The following is a 17,346-nucleotide window of genomic DNA, read 5'->3' as shown; positions in this document are numbered from 1 at the left end:
GGTCAAGCCCGGTTACGGTGGGCCCATGACGAGCCCTTATGTGGAGATCAACGGCCGCCCCGCCGACGCGGAGACTCTCCGCGTCCCCGCCCTGACCGGCGGATACGGCCATTTCACCGCGATGCAGGTGCGCGCCGGGCGGGTGCGCGGGCTCGCCCTGCACCTGGCGCGCCTCGACGCGGCGACCCGTGAGCTGTTCGGCCCCGGCCTGGACGGCGGGCGCGTCCGGGCGCTGGTCCGCGCCGCCCTGGCCGGGGCGGGCGCCGAGGACGCGGCGGTGCGCGTCTATGTGTACGGGCCGGACGAGGAGCCGACCGTGATGGTGACCGTGCGCCCGCCGGTGGACCTCTCGCCGGAGCCCCAGCACCTGCTCTCCGTGCCGTACGAGCGTCCGGTCGCCCACATCAAGCACCTCGGCGGCTTCGGCCAGGCCTACTACGGCCGGATCGCCGAGCGCCGGGGCTACACCCACGCGCTGCTGACCGGCCCCGGCGGGGAGATCGCCGAGGGGGCGATCACCAACATCGCGTTCTGGGACGGGAGCACGGTGGTGTGGCCGGACCGCCCCGCGCTGCTCGGCACCACCATGGCGCTGGTCGAGTCGCGGCTGCCGGAGTACGGCACGGCCACCGCCCGGCGCCCGGTCGCCCTGGGCGGGCTCGGCGCGTACCGCGCGGCCTTCGTCACCAACTCGCAGGGCATCGCCCCCGTCGCCCGGATCGACGACACCGCCTTCACCGTGGACACCGAGCTGATGGAGACGCTGTGGCGGCTGTACGCGGAGGTGCCCTGGGACGCGATCTGAGGCCTGTCCGCGAACCCCCGCCCGCGCCCGGCGCCGGCACGCACCCGCGCGATCGGGTGACGCGCCCCCCGCCCCCGTCACTCTTTCGCCCCCCGCCGGGGGGCGGGCGCCCGCGTGGGCCACTTACCTCGTAGGGAGAAGCACCGCGCCCCGCTCCCCGGAGGACCCATGCGTACTGCCCGCCTGCTGACCGGTTCCGCGCTCGCGGCCGCCCTGCTGGGTCTCGGCGGCGCGGGCGCGTACGCCAACGACTTCGGCGGCGCGGGCCTGGAGGTCTGGCCGTCGTCGGCGGCGCCCGGCACCACCGTCACCGTGAACACCACGGCGTGCGGCCACGACGGCCACGCCACCGGGGACGCGCGCTCGGTGGGCGACGGGGAGTTCCCGCTCACCGCCTCCACCCGCAAGGACGTCCTCGCCGGGCAGTTCACCGTGCCCCACACCGCCAAGTCCGGGACCTTCCAGCTCACCGTCAGCTGCGACAACGGCAAGTCCGCCCGGGGCGATCTGACGATCACGGGCGGCGGCGGGGACACCTTCCGGGACTGGGGCGACCGCCACACGCCCGGCGAGCACCACGACCCCGGTGAGCATCACGACTGGGGCGAGCACCGCGACCCCGGTGAGCACCAGGAGCCCAGGGGCCATGTGAAGACCGGGCTCGGCGGCGGTACGACCACCTCCAACCGGACCGAGATCGCGGCCGGGGCGGCCGTCCTGGCCGTCGCCGCCGTCACCGGCGGGCTGCTGCTGCGCCGCCGCTCGGGCGGCCCGCGCGACCGGGGCTGACCGCTCTTGTCGGCGCGGTCGGGCCAGGCGCTGCGGGACGCCCAGGCCGCGCGGCGGCGCAACGGCTGGCTGGTCTGCGTCGCCGTGTGCGTCGGGGTGTGGCTGCTGCGGCAGGGCATGGAGACGAGCGCGCCGCCGCAGCCCTCGCGCGCGGAGTCGTTCACCAGCGCCGCCCCCGTACCGGCGGGCGGCGCCGCCTCGCCCCACGCGCGCGTGGGTGAGGCCCGCACCGGCGGCGCCCTGGCGGGAGCGGCGCTGGCGCCCTCCGAGCCCGTACGCATCCGGATCCCGGCGATCCGGGTGGACGCGCCGGTGCTGCGGCTCGGCCTCGCCCCGGACGGCTCCCTCCAGGTGCCGCCGCCGGGCCGCAGCGGCTCGGCCGGGTGGTTCAAGGACGGCGCGCCGCCGGGGGCCGCCGGCACGGCCGTGATGGCCGGGCATGTCGACGACGCGCACGGGCCCGCCGTCTTCTACGCGCTGGGCGCGCTGAAGAAGGGCAGCCGGATCGAGGTGGCCCGCGCGGACCGGCGTACGGCCGTCTTCAGCGTCGACGCGGTCGAGGTGTATCCCAACGACGCCTTCCCCGACCGCCGGGTGTACGGCCCGGCCGGGCGCCCCGAGCTGCGGGTGATCACCTGCGGGGGCGGCTTCACGGAGAAGTCGGGGTACCGGGGGAACGTGGTGGTGTTCGCGCATCTGACGGGCGCGGAGTAGGCGCGGAGGCGGCCTGGGCTTCGGTCCGAGGCGGGCCCGGGAGCTTGCGGGTCCCCTCCGCGCGCCCCTGCTCACGCCCGCCCCCGCCGTCCGCGCAGAACACTCACAGGGACCCCCTCGCGGGGCTGAGCGGGCCGTTGCGCCCGGGAAACCGGTCAGATCCGACCGGGAAACAGCCGTCTTGCAGGCTGCGGTCATGGGTTCGGACACCGTGCCGGACCGCCCGCCGGCCACCTGGCCCCCGCCGCACCCGCTCACCCACGACGGAGGGTTCCGACATGCCCACACCCGCGCCCTCGGCCGCAGCCCGCACGATCGTCGTGGTCGGCCACGGCATGGTCGGCCAGCGACTCCTGGAAGCCCTGGCCGAGAAGGGGGCCACCGACCGCGCCCGCGTGGTGGTGCTCGGCGAGGAGCCCCGGCCCGCCTACGACCGGGTCCACCTGACCTCGTACTTCACCGGCACCACCGCCGACGAACTCTCCATGGTTGAGGACGGGTTCATCGAGAAGTACGGCATCGAGCTGCACCTCGGCGACTCGGCGCAGCGTGTGGACCGCGCCGCCCGCACGGTCACCGCGCGCTCCGGCGCCGTCTTCGCGTACGACGTCCTGGTGCTCGCCACCGGCTCGTACCCCTTCGTACCGCCGGTGCCCGGCAAGGACCTGCCGGGCTGCTTCGTCTACCGGACCATCGAGGACCTGCTCGCCATCGAGGAGTACGCCCGGACCGCGACCACCGGCGCGGTGGTCGGCGGCGGGCTGCTCGGCCTGGAGGCGGCGGGCGCCCTCCAGGGGCTCGGACTGGCCACGCACATCGTGGAGTTCGCGCCCCGGCTGATGCCCGCGCAGGTCGACGCCGGCGGCGGCGCGGCCCTGCTGCGCACCATCGAAGGCATGGGCCTGTCGGTCCACACCGGCGTCGGCACCCAGGAGATCACCGGCGAGGGGGCCGTGGACGGCATGCTCCTCTCGGACGGCTCCCGCCTCGACACCGAGCTCGTGGTCTTCTCGGCCGGGGTGCGCCCACGCGACCAGCTGGCCCGCGACTGCGGTCTGACGGTCGGCGAGCGCGGCGGCATCGTGGTCGACGAGCACTGCCGCACCTCCGATCCTGCCGTCTACGCGATCGGCGAGTGCGCGCTGGCAAGCGACGGCAGGGTGTACGGCCTGGTCGCGCCCGGCTATGAGATGGCCGTCGCGGTCGCCGACACCCTGGCCCGGGGCGAGCAGCCGCCCGAGAAGTCCTTCACCGGCGCCGACATGTCCACCAAGCTGAAGCTGCTCGGCGTGGACGTGGCCTCGTTCGGCGACGCGCACGGCGCCGCCGAGGGCAGTCTCGACGTCGTCTACACCGACGCCCGCTCGGGCATCTACAAGAAGCTGGTGGTCTCCCCCGACGGCACCCTGCTGGGCGGCGTCCTGGTCGGCGACGCCGAGATGTACGGCACGCTGCGCCCGCTCACCGGCCACGTCCCGCCCATCCCCGCCGAGCAGCTGGTGCTGCCCGCGGGCCTGGGGGCGCCCGTGGCGCTGGGCCCGGAGGCGCTGCCGGACGACGCGGTGATCTGCTCCTGCCACAACGTCACCAAGGGCGAGGTCACCCCGCTCTCCTCGCTGCCCGAGGTCAAGAAGTGCACCCGGGCCGGCACCGGCTGCGGCAGCTGCGTCAAGACGCTGGAGAAGCTGCTGCCGAAGACCGGCGACGGCGGTCTGTGCGACTGCTTCGCGCGCACCCGCCAGGAGCTGTACGAGATCGCGCTCGCGCTGCGCGTGGGCTCCTACCGGCAGCTCCTGGACGAGCACGGGCGCCCGCAGGCGCGCGGCGGCGACGGCTGCGAGATCTGCAAGCCCGCCGTCGCCTCCATCCTGGCGAGCCTCGGCAACGGCCACATCCTCGACGGCGAGCAGGCCGCTCTCCAGGACACCAACGACCACTTCCTCGCCAACATCCAGCGCAACGGCTCGTACTCGATCGTGCCGCGCATCCCCGGCGGTGAGATCACCCCCGACAAGCTGATCGTCATCGGCGAGGTGGCCCGCGACTACGGCCTCTACACGAAGATCACCGGCGGTCAGCGCATCGACCTCTTCGGCGCGCGGGTCGACCAGCTCCCGGTGATCTGGGCGCGCCTGGTGGCCGCCGGGTTCGAGTCGGGGCACGCGTACGGCAAGTCGCTGCGCACGGTGAAGTCCTGTGTGGGGCAGACCTGGTGCCGCTACGGGGTGCAGGACTCGGTGAGGATGGCGATCGACCTGGAGCTGCGCTACCGGGGCCTGCGCTCCCCGCACAAGCTCAAGTCGGCGGTCTCGGGGTGCGCCCGCGAGTGCGCGGAGGCCCAGTCCAAGGACTTCGGCGTGATCGCCACGGCCAACGGCTGGAACCTGTACGTGGGCGGCAACGGCGGCGCGACCCCGCGCCACGCGGACCTGCTCGCGCAGGACCTCACCGACGACGAACTCGTCCGCCTCATCGACCGGTTCCTGATGTTCTACATCCGCACCGCCGACCGCCTGGAGCGCACCTCGGTGTGGCTGGAGCGGATCGAGGGCGGTCTGCAGCACGTCAAGGACGTCGTGGTGAACGACTCGCTCGGCATCTGCGACGAGCTGGAGGCGCTGATGGCCGGCCATGTCGCCGCCTACCGCGACGAGTGGGCCGAGACGGTCGAGGACCCCGAGCGCCTCGCCCGGTTCGTCTCCTTCGTCAACGCGCCCGGCACGCCCGACCCGACGGTCCGGTTCGTGCCCGAGCGCGGCCAGATCAAGCCCGAACTGCCCGTCCTGGCCCTGGAGGTGGCCGCACGATGAACGAGAACAGCATCCGACTGCGTCTGGAAGACGGCTGGTTCGAGGTGTGCGAGCGCGCCCGGCTCATCCCCGGCCGGGGGGTCGCCGCGCTGCTGCCCGACGGACGCCAGGCGGCGGTCTTCACCGACCGCACCGGCCGGGCGTACGCGATCGACAACCGCGACCCGTTCACCGGCGCGTACGTCATGTCGCGCGGGCTGTTGGGTTCGGCGCGGGGCCGGGCGTTCGTCGCCTCCCCGCTGCTCAAGCAGCGCTTCGACCTGGAGACGGGCCGGTGCCTGGACGACGAGGACGTGTCCGTACAGACATACTTGACCGACCATTCTGGATAGAACTACTGTGGCCGTGTGGCCAGGAACAAGGAATTCGATCCGGACGCCGCGCTCCAGTCGGCCCTAGAGCTGTTCTGGCGGCGCGGCTACGAGGCGACGTCGATGGCGGACCTCGTCGAGCACCTCGGCATCGGCCGCGCCAGCATCTACGCGACCTTCGGCAACAAGCACGAGCTGTATCTGAAGGCGCTCGACCGGTACGGCGAGACATACAGCGCGGTCCTGTTCCGCGAGCTGTCGGCGCCCGGGCCCGCGCTGGTCGCGGTGCGCGGTCTCGTGCGCCGCTTCGCCGCCGAGTCGACGGCCCCGGACACCCGGCTGAGCGGCTGTTTCGTCACCAACACCGCGGCCGAGGTGGGCGCGCGCGACACCGCCGCGGCCCGCCGGGTCGCCCAGTCCTGGGAGCAGCTGGAGACGCTGCTGCACTCCTCGCTCGTACGGGCACAGGCCCAGGGCGAGCTGGCGCCGGAGCGCGATCCGCGCGCGCTGGCCCGGATGTTCCTGGTCCTCCTCCAGGGCATGCGGGTCACGGGCAAGGCCTGCGACGACCCGGCGCGGGTGCGGGAGGCGGCCGAGGCCGCGCTGACCCTGCTGGACTGAGCCACGCTCCACCCCTTGGGGCGCCGCACCATGGCGGCGCCCGTTTTTCTCGCCTCATAACAGAACGGTTGGTCAAAAATGTCTGCTCGTACCGCCGCCCGCTTCACCGACCGGACCGTCCTCGTCACCGGCGCCGGGTCCGGCATAGGCCGGGCGGTCGCGCTCGCCTTCGCCGCCGAGGGGGCCCGGGTGGCCGTCGCCGGGCGCACCGCCGCCTCTCTCGACGAGACGGTGGCGCTGATCGAGGAGGAGGGCGGGGTGGCGGCCGCGTTCACCGCCGACGTGTCGCGCGCCGAGGACGTACGCGCCCTGGTGTCCGCCACCGTCGAACGGTTCGGCTCGCTCGACGTCGCCGTCAACAACGCCGGGGTGCTGCGCGGCCGGGGCGGGGTGGGCCTCGCCGATCTGGCGCCCGAGGACTGGCAGACCATGCTGGACATCAACCTGACCGGCGTCTTCCTGGCGCTCGCGGCCGAGGTCGCCCAGATGCGCACCCAGGAGAACGGCGGCGCGATCGTCAACATCGGCTCCAACCTCGGCGCCCACAAGCGGATCCCGGGCGCCGCCGGCTACCTCACCACCAAGGCGGCGGTCTCCGCGCTGACCCGGGCGGCGGCGCTCGACCACATCCAGGAGGGCATCCGCATCAACGCGGTCAGCCCCGGCGCCTCCGCGACCACCATGTCCCTGCGGGCGGGCGAGACCGAGACCGACCGTGCGGTGCGGATGAAGGGGGAGTCGCCGCTGGGCCGGGTCTCCTCGACCGCCGAGATCGCGGCGGCGGTCCTCTATCTGGCCTCGGACGACGCGGCGTCGGCGGTCGGCACCGACCTGGTGATCGACGGCGGTTCGGCGGCCTGAGTCGCCCGGCTCCGGCCGGCCCGGCGGCCCCCTGCTGTCCGGACCTACCGGACGGTACGGTGGCCGCATGACTCAGGGCTGGAGCGCGAGGGACATCCCCGACCAGAGCGGCCGTACGGCGGTCGTCACCGGCGCCAACAGCGGCATCGGACTCGTCACGGCACGCGAACTCGCCCGCAAGGGCGCCCATGTGGTCCTCGCCTGCCGCAGCGAGGCCCGGGGCAGGGAGGCGGAGGCACTGATCCACCGCCAGGTGTACGGGGCGAGCGTGGAGTTCGCCCCGCTTGACCTGGCAGACCTGTCGTCCGTCCGCGCCTTCGCGGAATCGTTTCCCCACGCCCATCTGGACCTGCTGATCAACAACGCGGGGGTGATGGCGCTGCCGTACGGCACGACGGTGGACGGCTTCGAGCGGCAGTTCGGGGTGAACCACCTGGGCCACTTCGCGCTCACCGGGCTGCTCCTGCCCCGGCTGCGGGCGGCTCCGGCGGCGCGAGTGGTCTCGGTCTCCAGCGGGCTGCACGCGCTGTCCGACATCGATCTGACGGACCTCAACAGCGAGCGGCGCTACCGCCGTTGGATCGCGTACGCCCGCTCCAAGACGGCCAACCTCCTCTTCATCCACGAGCTGTCCCGCCGACTGCGCGCGGCGGGCTCGACGGTGGTGGCCGCGGCCGCGCACCCCGGCTACGCGTCGACCAACCTCCAGACGGCGGGTGCCCGTATGGAGGGCCGCCGCGTCGCCGAACGTGTGGCGCGCCTGGGCAACCGCGTCCTGGCCCAGCCCGCCGAAACGGGCGCCCTCCCCACGCTGTACGCGGCCACGGCCCCCTCGGTCCGCCCCGACTCCTTCACGGGCCCCCGCCTCCAGGGCTGGCGCGGCGCACCGGCCCGCTCGTCGCGGGCGAAATGGACCCGGGACGACGCGACGGCGGAACGCCTGTGGGTGGCATCTGAGGGGCTTACGGGGGTGCGGTACGGGTTGTAGGTGCCCGGGCTTCGTCTGCGGCTGAGTGGGCGGCTGGCCGCGCAGTTCCCCGCGCCCCTAGGTAGTACGGACCGTTCGGGCGGTTCTCCGCTTCGCAGGAAGCCGTCTTTCGTCTGCGGGCTGTGGCCTCTTCTCGCGCAGTTCCCCGCGCCCCTAAAAGCCTGTGGCTGAGCCGAGTTCCCAAGCTGTCCCCCGTGCCCCGAAAGACCGACGGCTGCCCTGAGTTCTCCGCCCACCCCCAACCCCCTAGGGGCGCGGGGAACTGCGCGAGCAACCCACCACCGGCCCGCAGACGAAACCCGGGCACAAAAAGGGGCGCGGGGAACTGCGCGACCAGCCCACCACCGGCCCGCAGACAAAGACCGGGCACAAAAAGGGGCGCGGGGAACTGCGCGACCGGCCACCCACTCAGCCGCAGGCAAAGGCCGGGCGCGCCCAGGGGTGACTTTCGGCCACCCCGGGGTGTGGGCGCCTATAGCGACACCGAGGCGGAACGTTCCGGCACCGTCGGCTGGCCGCCCCGCAGCAACGCCGTACCCAACGGCGTCAACGTGTGCAGCACCGCGCTCCCGTGCCGCAGCGTCACCAGCAGCCCCGCCTCCCGCAGGACGCCCGCGTGCTGGCTGGCCGAGGCGAGCGAGACCCCCGCCCGGCGGGCGAGTTCGCTCGTCGTGCAGCCGTGCCCTATCGACTGGAGCACCGCCGAGCGCGTGTGGCCCACGAGCCGGCCGAGCGAGGGGCCCGCGCCCTGCCGCTCGTACGGCGTGTGGGTGTGCGTCACCGGATAGACCAGCACCGGCGGCAGCAGCGGGTCCTGGAGCGCCACCGGCGTGCGGCGGCAGAAGAACGACGGCTGGAGCAGCAGCCCACGCCCCTCCAGGTACAGGTCCCGGTCCACCGGGTAGTCCGCCTCCAGGACGGGCGCCCGCCAGCGCATCATCGGCGGGAGCGAGGCGAGGAGTTCGTCCGCCCCGCCGTCCAGGAGCGCCCGGCCGCGGGCCGCCCGGTCGGCGTCCACCCGGGCCTGGATATGCGTCCAGCACGGCGATATGGCGGCCCGGTGATAGCTGCGGAGCGCGCCCATGAGACGATCCAGCGGCTCACCGCGCCCGTCGGCGAGCGCCCGCAGCCATCGGGGCAGCCCCCTGGGTCCCGCGACCCGGGAGAGCTCGTCGTGCAGCCGGTCCCGCCCCGTCTCGCGGACGGCCTCGAGCCCGGACTCGATGGTGTGCGGCCCTTCGGCGGGCGTGAGAAAGTCGGGAAAATAGCCGCGGCCCGGCACCACTGCGGAGAGCAGACGTGTTTCACCGTTCAACCGGGTACGCGTTTCCGTTCGCCATTCACCGAAGACTAGGGCGCCCCGACGGTCTCTTAATCGATGAAAGCTGAGAATCGTTTCCCACAGCGCGTCCGGACCAGGCGCCATGCGCACCCGGGCCAGGTCCACGCCAGTGAAATGAATACGCAGCACCGAATCTCCACCTGTCTCGAATGTTGCAACGTGTTGCATCGTGTTGCACCCGCAATCGTCCCGCCCCTGAGTATGCCTACCGTCACACCCCGTGACCACCGGCCTTTCAGCCACACTTGAAAGGCGTCGCGAGCAGCCCGTGCGTACCGAAAAGCTGTACGACGTCGGGCACGACACCGGGCCAACCGGAAAGACGATGTGAGGACCGTGGGGGGCTTTGCTTCGTCTGGCGGCGGTCGGCATGGTGGCGGCTCCGTGCCCGGCGGGGATGACAGAGTGCGGTTCATGGATGGGGATCCGTGAACCGCACTCTGCATTTAGGGCCAAGGGCCCGTTAAATGTCCGCACTTCAACAGGAATTAAGCGGACGCACACCCAGACAACATCCGCGCCTCCGGAGAACAAGGCCCCGGAGAACAAGTCCCCGGAGAAGAAGCGGAATGGAGCGCGGGCATGCCGAAGAGGCGGCACCCCCGCACAGGGTGCCGCCTCTTCGATGTGAACCGGAACCGCCGCCGGATCGGTGTTGAGGGTCGGGGACCCGGCGGCGGCTCCGGGGTCTCAGCGGGAGTCGCTGCCCTTCGATTCGGCGGCCGCGCGGCCCGCCTCCAGGCGCGCCACGGGGATGCGGAACGGGGAGCAGGAGACGTAGTCCAGGCCCACCTCGTGGAAGAAGTGCACCGACTCCGGGTCGCCGCCGTGCTCGCCGCAGACACCCAGCTTCAGGTCGGGGCGGGTGGCCCGGCCGGCCTGCACGGCCGAGCGGACCAGCGAGCCGACGCCGTCCTTGTCGATGGTCTCGAACGGCGAGACCCCGAAGATGCCCTTCTCCAGGTACGCGGTGAAGAAGCTCGCCTCCACGTCGTCCCGGGAGAAGCCCCAGACCGTCTGGGTCAGGTCGTTGGTGCCGAAGCTGAAGAACTGGGCCGCCTCGGCGATCTGACCGGCCGTCAGGGCGGCCCGCGGCAGCTCGATCATCGTGCCGATGGTGAGCTTGAGGTCGGTGCCGGTGGCCGCCTCGACCTCGGCGATGACCTGGTCGGCCTCCTCGCGGACGATCTCCAGCTCCTGCACGGTGCCGACCAGCGGAATCATGATCTCCGCACGCGGGTCGCCCTTGGCGCCCCGGCGCTCGGCGGCCGCCTCGGCGATCGCCCGTACCTGCATGGCGAACAGACCCGGGATGACCAGGCCGAGGCGTACCCCGCGCAGACCCAGCATCGGGTTCTGCTCGTGCAGCTTGTGCACGGCCTGGAGCAGGCGCAGGTCGTTCTCGTTGGCGTCCTTGCGGGACTCGGCGAGCGCGACGCGCACCGACAGCTCGGTGATGTCGGGCAGGAACTCGTGCAGCGGCGGGTCGAGCAGCCGTACGGTGACCGGCAGCCCGTCCATCGCCTCGAAGAGCTCGACGAAGTCCTTCTTCTGGAGCGGCAGCAAGGCACTGAGTGCCTCCTCGCGCTCCTCCTCGGTGTCGGCCAGGATCAGGCGCTCGACCATTTCGCGGCGCTCGCCGAGGAACATGTGCTCGGTGCGGCACAGGCCGATGCCCTGGGCGCCGAACCGCCGCGCCCGCAGGGCGTCCTCGGCGTTGTCGGCGTTGGCCCGCACCCGCAGCCGGCGCACCCGGTCCGCGTACGCCATGATCCGGTGCACGGCCGCGACCAGCTCGTCGGCGTCGTCGGCGCCCGCGTGCATCCGGCCCTCGAAGTACTCGACGACCGGGGACGGTACGACGGGTACCTCACCGAGGTAGACCTTCCCGGTGGAGCCGTCGATCGAGACGACGTCGCCCTCCTCGACGACCACGCCGCCCGGAGCGGTCATCCGGCGCCGCTTGGTGTCGACCTCCAGCTCCTCGGCGCCGCAGACACAGGTCTTGCCCATGCCGCGCGCCACGACCGCCGCGTGCGAGGTCTTGCCGCCGCGCGAGGTCAGGATGCCCTCGGCGGCGATCATGCCGTCCAGGTCGTCCGGGTTGGTCTCGCGGCGGATCAGGATGACCTTCTCACCCGAGCGGGACCACTTGATGGCGGTGTACGAGTCGAAGACCGCCTTGCCCACCGCCGCGCCCGGCGAGGCCGCGATGCCCCGGCCGAGCTGCTCGACCTTGGCCTGGTCGTCGAAGCGGGGGAACATCAGCTGGGCGAGCTGGGCGCCGTTGACGCGCTGGAGCGCCTCGGCCTCGTCGATCAGGCCCTGGTCCACCAGCTGGGTCGCGATCCGGAAGGCAGCACCGGCGGTGCGCTTGCCGACCCGGGTCTGGAGCATCCAGAGCTGGCCGCGCTCGATGGTGAACTCGATGTCGCAGAGGTCCTTGTAGTGCGTCTCAAGGGTCTCCATGATCTGCATGAGCTGGTCGTACGACTTCTTGTCGATGCCCTCCAGCTCCGCCAGCGGCACGGTGTTGCGGATGCCCGCGACCACGTCCTCGCCCTGGGCGTTCTGGAGGTAGTCGCCGTAGACGCCCTGGTGGCCGGAGGCCGGGTCGCGGGTGAAGGCGACGCCGGTGCCCGAGTCGGGGCCGAGGTTGCCGAACACCATGGAGCAGATGTTGACGGCGGTGCCCAGGTCGCCCGGGATGCGCTCCTGGCGGCGGTAGAGCTTGGCGCGGTCGCCGTTCCACGAGTCGAAGACCGCCTTGACGGCGAGGTCCATCTGCTCGCGCGGGTCCTGCGGGAAGTCGCGGCCGGCCTCGGTCTTGACGACCTTCTTGAAGTGCTTGACCAGCTTCTTCAGGTCGGCGGCGTCGAGGTCGGTGTCGACGGTGACCTTCTTGGCGGCCTTGGCCTCCTCGAGGGCGTCCTCGAAGAGCTCGCCGTCCACGCCGAGCACGGTCTTGCCGAACATCTGGATGAGGCGGCGGTAGGAGTCCCAGGCGAAGCGCTCGTCGCCGGACTGCTTGGCCAGACCCGTCACCGAGGCGTCCGAGAGGCCGATGTTGAGGACCGTGTCCATCATGCCGGGCATGGAGAACTTGGCGCCCGAGCGGACGGAGACGAGCAGCGGGTCGTCGGCCTGGCCGAGCTTCTTGCCCATCTTCTGCTCGAGGGCGTCGAGGTGCGCGCTGACCTCGTCGCGCAGCGCCGCCGGCTCCTCACCGCTGTCGAGGTAGACCTTGCACGCCTCGGTGGTGATGGTGAAGCCGGGAGGGACCGGCAGGCCGAGGTTGGTCATCTCGGCGAGGTTCGCGCCCTTGCCACCGAGCAGGTCCTTGAGGTCCCTGTTCCCCTCGGTGAAGTCGTAGACGAACTTCTGACTGTGCTGGAGGTCCTTGTCTTCCGACACGGGTCTCGACTCCTCGGTCCGAAAAAGCGTGGCGGCTGCCCTGACGGCGAGGAACATACCCAGATCGAAGGTGTCTGGGTACGTCCACTTGCGCGTCATGGGGCCTTAACCACTCGTCCGCCAGCAGATCGAAAGTAACCACCAGGTAACCGAAGTGATCATGATGCTTTCACTCCCTGAACGGTGATGGACCCAAAAGGCCGCTTTCCCGCTCATCCGAGCGCACACCTCTGCAAGTGAGTTCACTTCTTGAAGACAGAAGGGGTGGCACTCAGTGCCACCCCTTCTAGAGGTGCAGCCGCGTGAAAACTGCTCATCTGAGCGCAACCCCTATCAGGGGTGGCGAGAATCACGCCGTCGAGCGGGCCGGAATTCCACGATCCGGACCGTGGACGGCACCAAAGCGAGACGGCGGAACCGGGAGCCGGTTCCGCCGTTTCGATGCAGTTGATCCTGTTTTACCCGCCGGAGGTGTCCAGCTCGGCGTCCGCGCTGATGCCCGAGCAGTCGTACGGGTCCTTCAGCCAGCCGTCCGGCAGGACCACCCGGTTGTTGCCCGAGGTGCGCCCGCGCGGCCCGTCAGCACCGTCCGGCCACGCCTGGTCCAGGTCGAGCTCGCTCAACTGAGCGCTCAGCTCCTCCAGGGACGAGGTGATCGCGAGCCGCTTGCGCATCTCGGAGCCGACCGCGAAGCCCTTGAGGTACCAGGCCACGTGCTTGCGGAAGTCGATCACGCCGCGCGACTCGTCGCCGATCCACTCCCCGAGCAGCGTCGCGTGCCGCACCATCACCTCCGCGACCGTACGCAGGGTGGGGCGCGCGTAGGAGTCCGTACCCTCGAAGGCGGCCACCAGGTCGCCGAAGAGCCAGGGGCGGCCCAGACAGCCACGGCCGACGACCACGCCGTCGCAGCCGGTCTCCTTCATCATGCGCAGCGCGTCCTCGGCGGACCAGATGTCGCCGTTGCCGAGCACCGGGATCTCCGGGACGTGCTCCTTGAGGCGCGCGATGGCGTCCCAGTCGGCGGTGCCGCCGTAGTGCTGGGCGGCGGTGCGGCCGTGCAGGGCGATCGCCGTGACGCCCTCCTCGACGGCGATCCGCCCGGCGTCCAGGAACGTGATGTGGTCGTCGTCGATGCCCTTGCGCATCTTCATGGTGACCGGCAGGTCGCCCGCGTTGGAGACGGCCTCGTTCAGGATCGCGCGCAGCAGCGGCCGCTTGTACGGCAGTGCCGAGCCGCCGCCCTTGCGGGTCACCTTGGGCACCGGGCAGCCGAAGTTGAGGTCGATGTGGTCGGCCAGGTCCTCGTCGACGATCATCCGGACCGCCTTGCCGACGGTGACCGGGTCGACGCCGTACAGCTGGATCGAGCGGGGCGTCTCCGTTTCGTCGAAGTGGATCAGCTGCATGGTCTTCTCGTTGCGCTCGACCAGCGCCCGCGTCGTGATCATCTCGCTCACGAACAGCCCCTTGCCGCCGCTGAACTCGCGGCACAGGGTACGGAACGGGGCATTGGTGATGCCGGCCATGGGCGCCAGCACCACGGGAGGCTGCACGGCATGCGGGCCGATGTTGAGCGTGGTCATCAGGCCATTGTCGCGCATCCCCGCCCAAGGTCATTAGTTAGCCGTACTACATGGACCGAGTCGTTAGTTAGGCGTACTATCCACACATGCCCGATCTCAGCCCCCGCCGTCGCATACTCGTGCTGGCGATCTGCTGCATGAGCCTGCTGATCGTCGGCCTCGACAACACGATCCTGAACGTGGCGCTGCCCACCATGCAGCGCGAACTGCACACCTCGGTCTCCGGGATGCAGTGGACGATCGACGCGTACACCCTCGTCCTCGCCTCCCTGCTGATGCTCGCGGGCTCCACGGCCGACCGGATCGGACGGCGCCGGGTCTTCATGGCGGGCCTGGTCGTCTTCACCCTCGGCTCGCTGCTCTGCTCGCTCGCCCCGAACCTCGCCTCCCTGGTCGCCTTCCGCACGGTCCAGGCCGTGGGCGGCTCGATGCTCAACCCCGTGGCGATGTCGATCATCACCAACACCTTCACCGACCCGCGCGAGCGCGCCCGCGCCATCGGCGTGTGGAGCGGCGTCGTCGGTATCTCCATGGCGGCGGGCCCGATCGTCGGCGGTCTGCTGGTCGACTCGGTCGGCTGGCGCTCGATCTTCTGGATCAACCTGCCGGTCGGCCTCGCCGCTCTCCTGCTGACCTGGCGGTTCATCCCGGAGTCCCGCGCGCCGAAGCCGCGCCGCCCCGACCCCGTCGGCCAGGCGCTGGTCGTGGTGCTGCTCGGCTCCCTCACGTACGCGATCATCGAGGCGCCGAGCGCGGGCTGGGCCTCGGCGCGGATCCTCACCTTCAGCGCGCTCGCGGCGGCGGCGCTGGCCGGGCTGCTGCTGTACGAGCCCCGGCGCCGGGAACCGCTGATCGACCTGCGCTTCTTCCGCAGCGTGCCGTTCAGCGGGGCCACGGTGATCGCGGTCTCGGCGTTCGCGGCGCTGGGCGGCTTCCTCTTCGTCAACACGCTCTATCTGCAGAACGTACGCGGCCTCGACGCGCTGCACGCCGGGCTCTACATGGTGCCGATGGCGGCCGTCACCATGGTGGTCGCGCCGTTCTCGGGCCGACTGGTCGCCGCCCGGGGCCCGCGCCCCTCGCTGCTGGTCGCGGGCGTCACGATGGCGGCGAGCGGACTCCTGTTCGCGGCCTTCGACGGCGAGTCGTCCACCCCTCTGCTCTTCACCGGATACGTGCTGTTCGGGCTCGGCTTCGGCATGGTCAACTCCCCCATCACCAACACGGCCGTCTCCGGGATGCCGCGCGCCCAGGCGGGGGTGGCGGCGGCGGTGGCCTCCACCAGCCGCCAGACGGGCCAGACGCTGGGCGTCGCGGTGATCGGCGCGGTCCTGGCGGGCGGCCTCGCCGGCCTCTCCGGCACCGGCTACGCCGACACCTTCCCGGACGCGGCCCGCCCGGCCTGGTGGATCATCACTGGCTGCGGCCTGGCCGTCCTGGTCATGGGCGCGGCCACGAGCGGCCGCCGGGCGCGGGAGTCGGCTCGGCGGACGGCGGAGCGGTTGGAGGAGTCGGAGAAGGTGGGGGTGGGGGCGGGGGTCTCATAGCCCCGGGGCCTCACCGGGCCGCGCCAGGTGGTCCGGGTGGCGCGTGAGCTCCGCGTTCGCCCTTCGGAACCTTGTGCGCTCTCGCGTCTCCCGAGCCGCCTCGCGGTCGGCGTGCCAGGCGTCGCACACGTCGCACCCCGGGGCGCCGACCGGCTCCGGGCCCTGCTCCGGCCCTGTCGGCAGTCCCACCGGAAAGGCCCACATCAGCTCCACCGCCCCACGGGGGTCTCGTACACACGGACCCGCGCCAGTTCCTCGGGGGACAGGTGCCGCAGGGCTTCGGGCGCCGTGGCCCATTCGGTCCCGCCACCGGGGGGACGCAGGTAGACGCTCCCTTCGTAGCGTTGCCGCACCACGCCGATCCTGTCGCCGTTCGCGGTGTCGGCCACATATTCCGGGCTCGCCATGGCCGCTCCTCTCCGTAGCATTCTCACTACCGAGGGTTCAGCGTGGCTCACACCTGGGAACCGTTCAACGTGTTGAAAGAGAACGGAAGGTCGGTGAACAGCCCTTGAACCGCAAGGAGTTGAGGCCGGACGCCTCGCCGCAGGCGGCTTACGGAGCGCGTCTGCGCAGCCTGCGGGAGGCACGCGGCTGGACGCAGGACGAGCTCGGGGAACGTACGGACTACTCCAGCGTGCACATCTCGGCCGTCGAAACTGGTCGCAAGCCTCCGACCCTCCGGTTTTCGCGTAGCGCGGACCGGGCGTTCGGCCTCGAGGGCACGGCGGACACGTTCGAACGCGAGTACCGACAGATACGGCAAGGGAGTTTGCTGGAGGGGTTCCCCGAGTACGTCAAGCACGAGGCGCGGGCCGTTGAGCTACGGCTGTACGAGATCGGGATCATCCCCGGCCTGTTGCAGACACCGGAGTACGCACGGGTACTGGCCGACAGCGCCGTCCGCCGGGGCGCCATCACGCCCGAACAGGCAGAGGACCGCGTCTCGTTCCTGGCGAAGCGACAGGCATCACTGCTGCGGCCCCGGCCACCCATGATTTTCGTGGCCATGGACGAAAGCTGTATCCGGCGTACCGTCGGTGGGGCAGCCGTCATGGACGCCCAGCTGGCCCACCTGGTCGAGTTCGCCGGGTTGCCGAACACGCTGCTCCAGATGGTGCCGTACGACATCGGCGAGCGTCGCACGTTCGACCTGCCCGTCAACCTGCTGACCCTGTCGGACCGGTCCGTGCTCTGCTACGCGGAGTCCCAGGCGCAGGGCAACTTGGACCGGGAAAGTGCCTCTGTGGAGCCCATGTTGACGGCCTACCATCAGTTGCAGGCCGAATCGCTCTCGCAGGCGGCGTCTGTGGCCATGATCCAGCAGGCACGAAAGGGAAAATCGTGACGACCGAATCCCCTCAGTGGTTCAAGTCCTCCTACAGCAACAACGGTGGCAACTGCGTGGAGGTCGCCGCCAACCTTGTCGTCACGAGCGGCGTGGTCCCCGTCCGTGACTCAAAGGCCCCGAACGGCCCGGCCCTGAACGTCCCCTCAGGCGCGTTCTCTTCCTTCATAGCAGGCCTCAAGGCCGGAGAGTTCGGCGCTGCCTGAGCCC

At 71.3% G+C, this 17,346-nt stretch carries 15 protein-coding genes; 11 read left to right on the top strand and 4 right to left on the bottom strand.

Annotation, left to right across the window (positions count from 1 at the left end):
* Positions 1–25: 25 nt before the first annotated feature.
* The 8 genes from ABD236_RS30890 to ABD236_RS30855 all read left to right on the top strand — a co-directional run bounded on the left by ABD236_RS30890 (position 26) and on the right by ABD236_RS30855 (position 7,899).
* Positions 26–805 carry an aminotransferase class IV gene (locus ABD236_RS30890; protein ID WP_344079435.1) on the top strand — a complete coding sequence of 260 codons (780 nt, stop codon included), beginning with the start codon at positions 26–28 and terminating at the stop codon, positions 803–805.
* Between the two features lie 168 nt (positions 806–973).
* On the top strand, positions 974–1,594 hold the full coding sequence (locus ABD236_RS30885) for a hypothetical protein (protein ID WP_344079433.1): 621 nt from the start codon (positions 974–976) through the stop codon (positions 1,592–1,594).
* A 6-nt stretch (positions 1,595–1,600) separates the two neighbouring features.
* The gene (locus tag ABD236_RS30880; RefSeq protein ID WP_344079431.1) at positions 1,601–2,308 is read left to right on the top strand and encodes a class F sortase; all 708 of its coding nucleotides are present in this window, start codon (positions 1,601–1,603) and stop codon (positions 2,306–2,308) included.
* Positions 2,309–2,586: 278 nt separating this feature from the next.
* Positions 2,587–5,118, top strand: coding sequence for a nitrite reductase large subunit NirB (gene nirB / locus ABD236_RS30875; protein ID WP_344079429.1), 2,532 nt, complete (start codon positions 2,587–2,589; stop codon positions 5,116–5,118).
* Entirely contained in the window at positions 5,115–5,450 is a 336-nt protein-coding gene (gene nirD, locus ABD236_RS30870) for a nitrite reductase small subunit NirD (RefSeq protein ID WP_344079427.1), read from the top strand. Before nirB ends, nirD begins: the two co-directional genes overlap by 4 nt.
* A gap of 15 nt (positions 5,451–5,465) precedes the next feature.
* On the top strand, positions 5,466–6,050 hold the full coding sequence (locus tag ABD236_RS30865; protein ID WP_344079425.1) for a TetR/AcrR family transcriptional regulator: 585 nt from the start codon (positions 5,466–5,468) through the stop codon (positions 6,048–6,050).
* A 78-nt stretch (positions 6,051–6,128) separates the two neighbouring features.
* Positions 6,129–6,911 (top strand): SDR family NAD(P)-dependent oxidoreductase, encoded by a 783-nt coding sequence (locus tag ABD236_RS30860; protein WP_344079423.1) that lies wholly within the window; start codon positions 6,129–6,131, stop codon positions 6,909–6,911.
* Between the two features lie 67 nt (positions 6,912–6,978).
* Complete coding sequence (locus ABD236_RS30855) at positions 6,979–7,899, top strand: oxidoreductase (protein ID WP_344079421.1); 921 nt, start codon at positions 6,979–6,981, stop codon at positions 7,897–7,899.
* A 472-nt stretch (positions 7,900–8,371) separates the two neighbouring features.
* On the opposite strand, the gene ABD236_RS30850 is transcribed toward ABD236_RS30855, so the two are convergent.
* The 3 genes from ABD236_RS30850 to dusB all read right to left on the bottom strand — a co-directional run bounded on the left by ABD236_RS30850 (position 8,372) and on the right by dusB (position 14,259).
* Positions 8,372–9,370, bottom strand: a complete 999-nt coding sequence (locus ABD236_RS30850) for an ArsR/SmtB family transcription factor (RefSeq protein ID WP_344079419.1) — start codon at positions 9,368–9,370, stop codon at positions 8,372–8,374.
* Between the two features lie 561 nt (positions 9,371–9,931).
* Positions 9,932–12,655, bottom strand: a complete 2,724-nt coding sequence (gene ppdK / locus ABD236_RS30845) for a pyruvate, phosphate dikinase (RefSeq protein WP_344079417.1) — start codon at positions 12,653–12,655, stop codon at positions 9,932–9,934.
* 458 nt (positions 12,656–13,113) lie between these two features.
* Positions 13,114–14,259: a tRNA dihydrouridine synthase DusB gene (dusB, locus tag ABD236_RS30840; protein WP_344079415.1), complete on the bottom strand. Its 1,146-nt coding sequence runs from the start codon at positions 14,257–14,259 to the stop codon at positions 13,114–13,116.
* Positions 14,260–14,327: 68 nt separating this feature from the next.
* Between dusB and ABD236_RS30835 the strand changes: the two genes are divergently transcribed.
* Positions 14,328–15,788: an MFS transporter gene (locus tag ABD236_RS30835; RefSeq protein WP_344079413.1), complete on the top strand. Its 1,461-nt coding sequence runs from the start codon at positions 14,328–14,330 to the stop codon at positions 15,786–15,788.
* A 203-nt stretch (positions 15,789–15,991) separates the two neighbouring features.
* Here the strand turns inward: ABD236_RS30835 and ABD236_RS30830 are convergent, their stop codons facing one another.
* Positions 15,992–16,195, bottom strand: coding sequence for a hypothetical protein (locus tag ABD236_RS30830; RefSeq protein WP_344079411.1), 204 nt, complete (start codon positions 16,193–16,195; stop codon positions 15,992–15,994).
* 104 nt (positions 16,196–16,299) lie between these two features.
* Here ABD236_RS30830 and ABD236_RS30825 point away from each other — a divergent pair, with 104 nt between their 5' ends.
* Both ABD236_RS30825 and ABD236_RS30820 read left to right on the top strand, forming a co-directional pair.
* The gene (locus tag ABD236_RS30825; protein ID WP_344079409.1) at positions 16,300–17,136 is read left to right on the top strand and encodes a helix-turn-helix domain-containing protein; all 837 of its coding nucleotides are present in this window, start codon (positions 16,300–16,302) and stop codon (positions 17,134–17,136) included.
* Entirely contained in the window at positions 17,133–17,342 is a 210-nt protein-coding gene (locus ABD236_RS30820) for a DUF397 domain-containing protein (protein WP_344079407.1), read from the top strand. Before ABD236_RS30825 ends, ABD236_RS30820 begins: the two co-directional genes overlap by 4 nt.
* Positions 17,343–17,346 lie beyond the last annotated feature (4 nt).

The organism is Streptomyces crystallinus (genome assembly GCF_039521265.1).
In the GTDB taxonomy this organism is placed as follows: domain Bacteria; phylum Actinomycetota; class Actinomycetes; order Streptomycetales; family Streptomycetaceae; genus Streptomyces; species Streptomyces crystallinus.
This window is presented reverse-complemented; position numbering and strand designations above follow the sequence as displayed.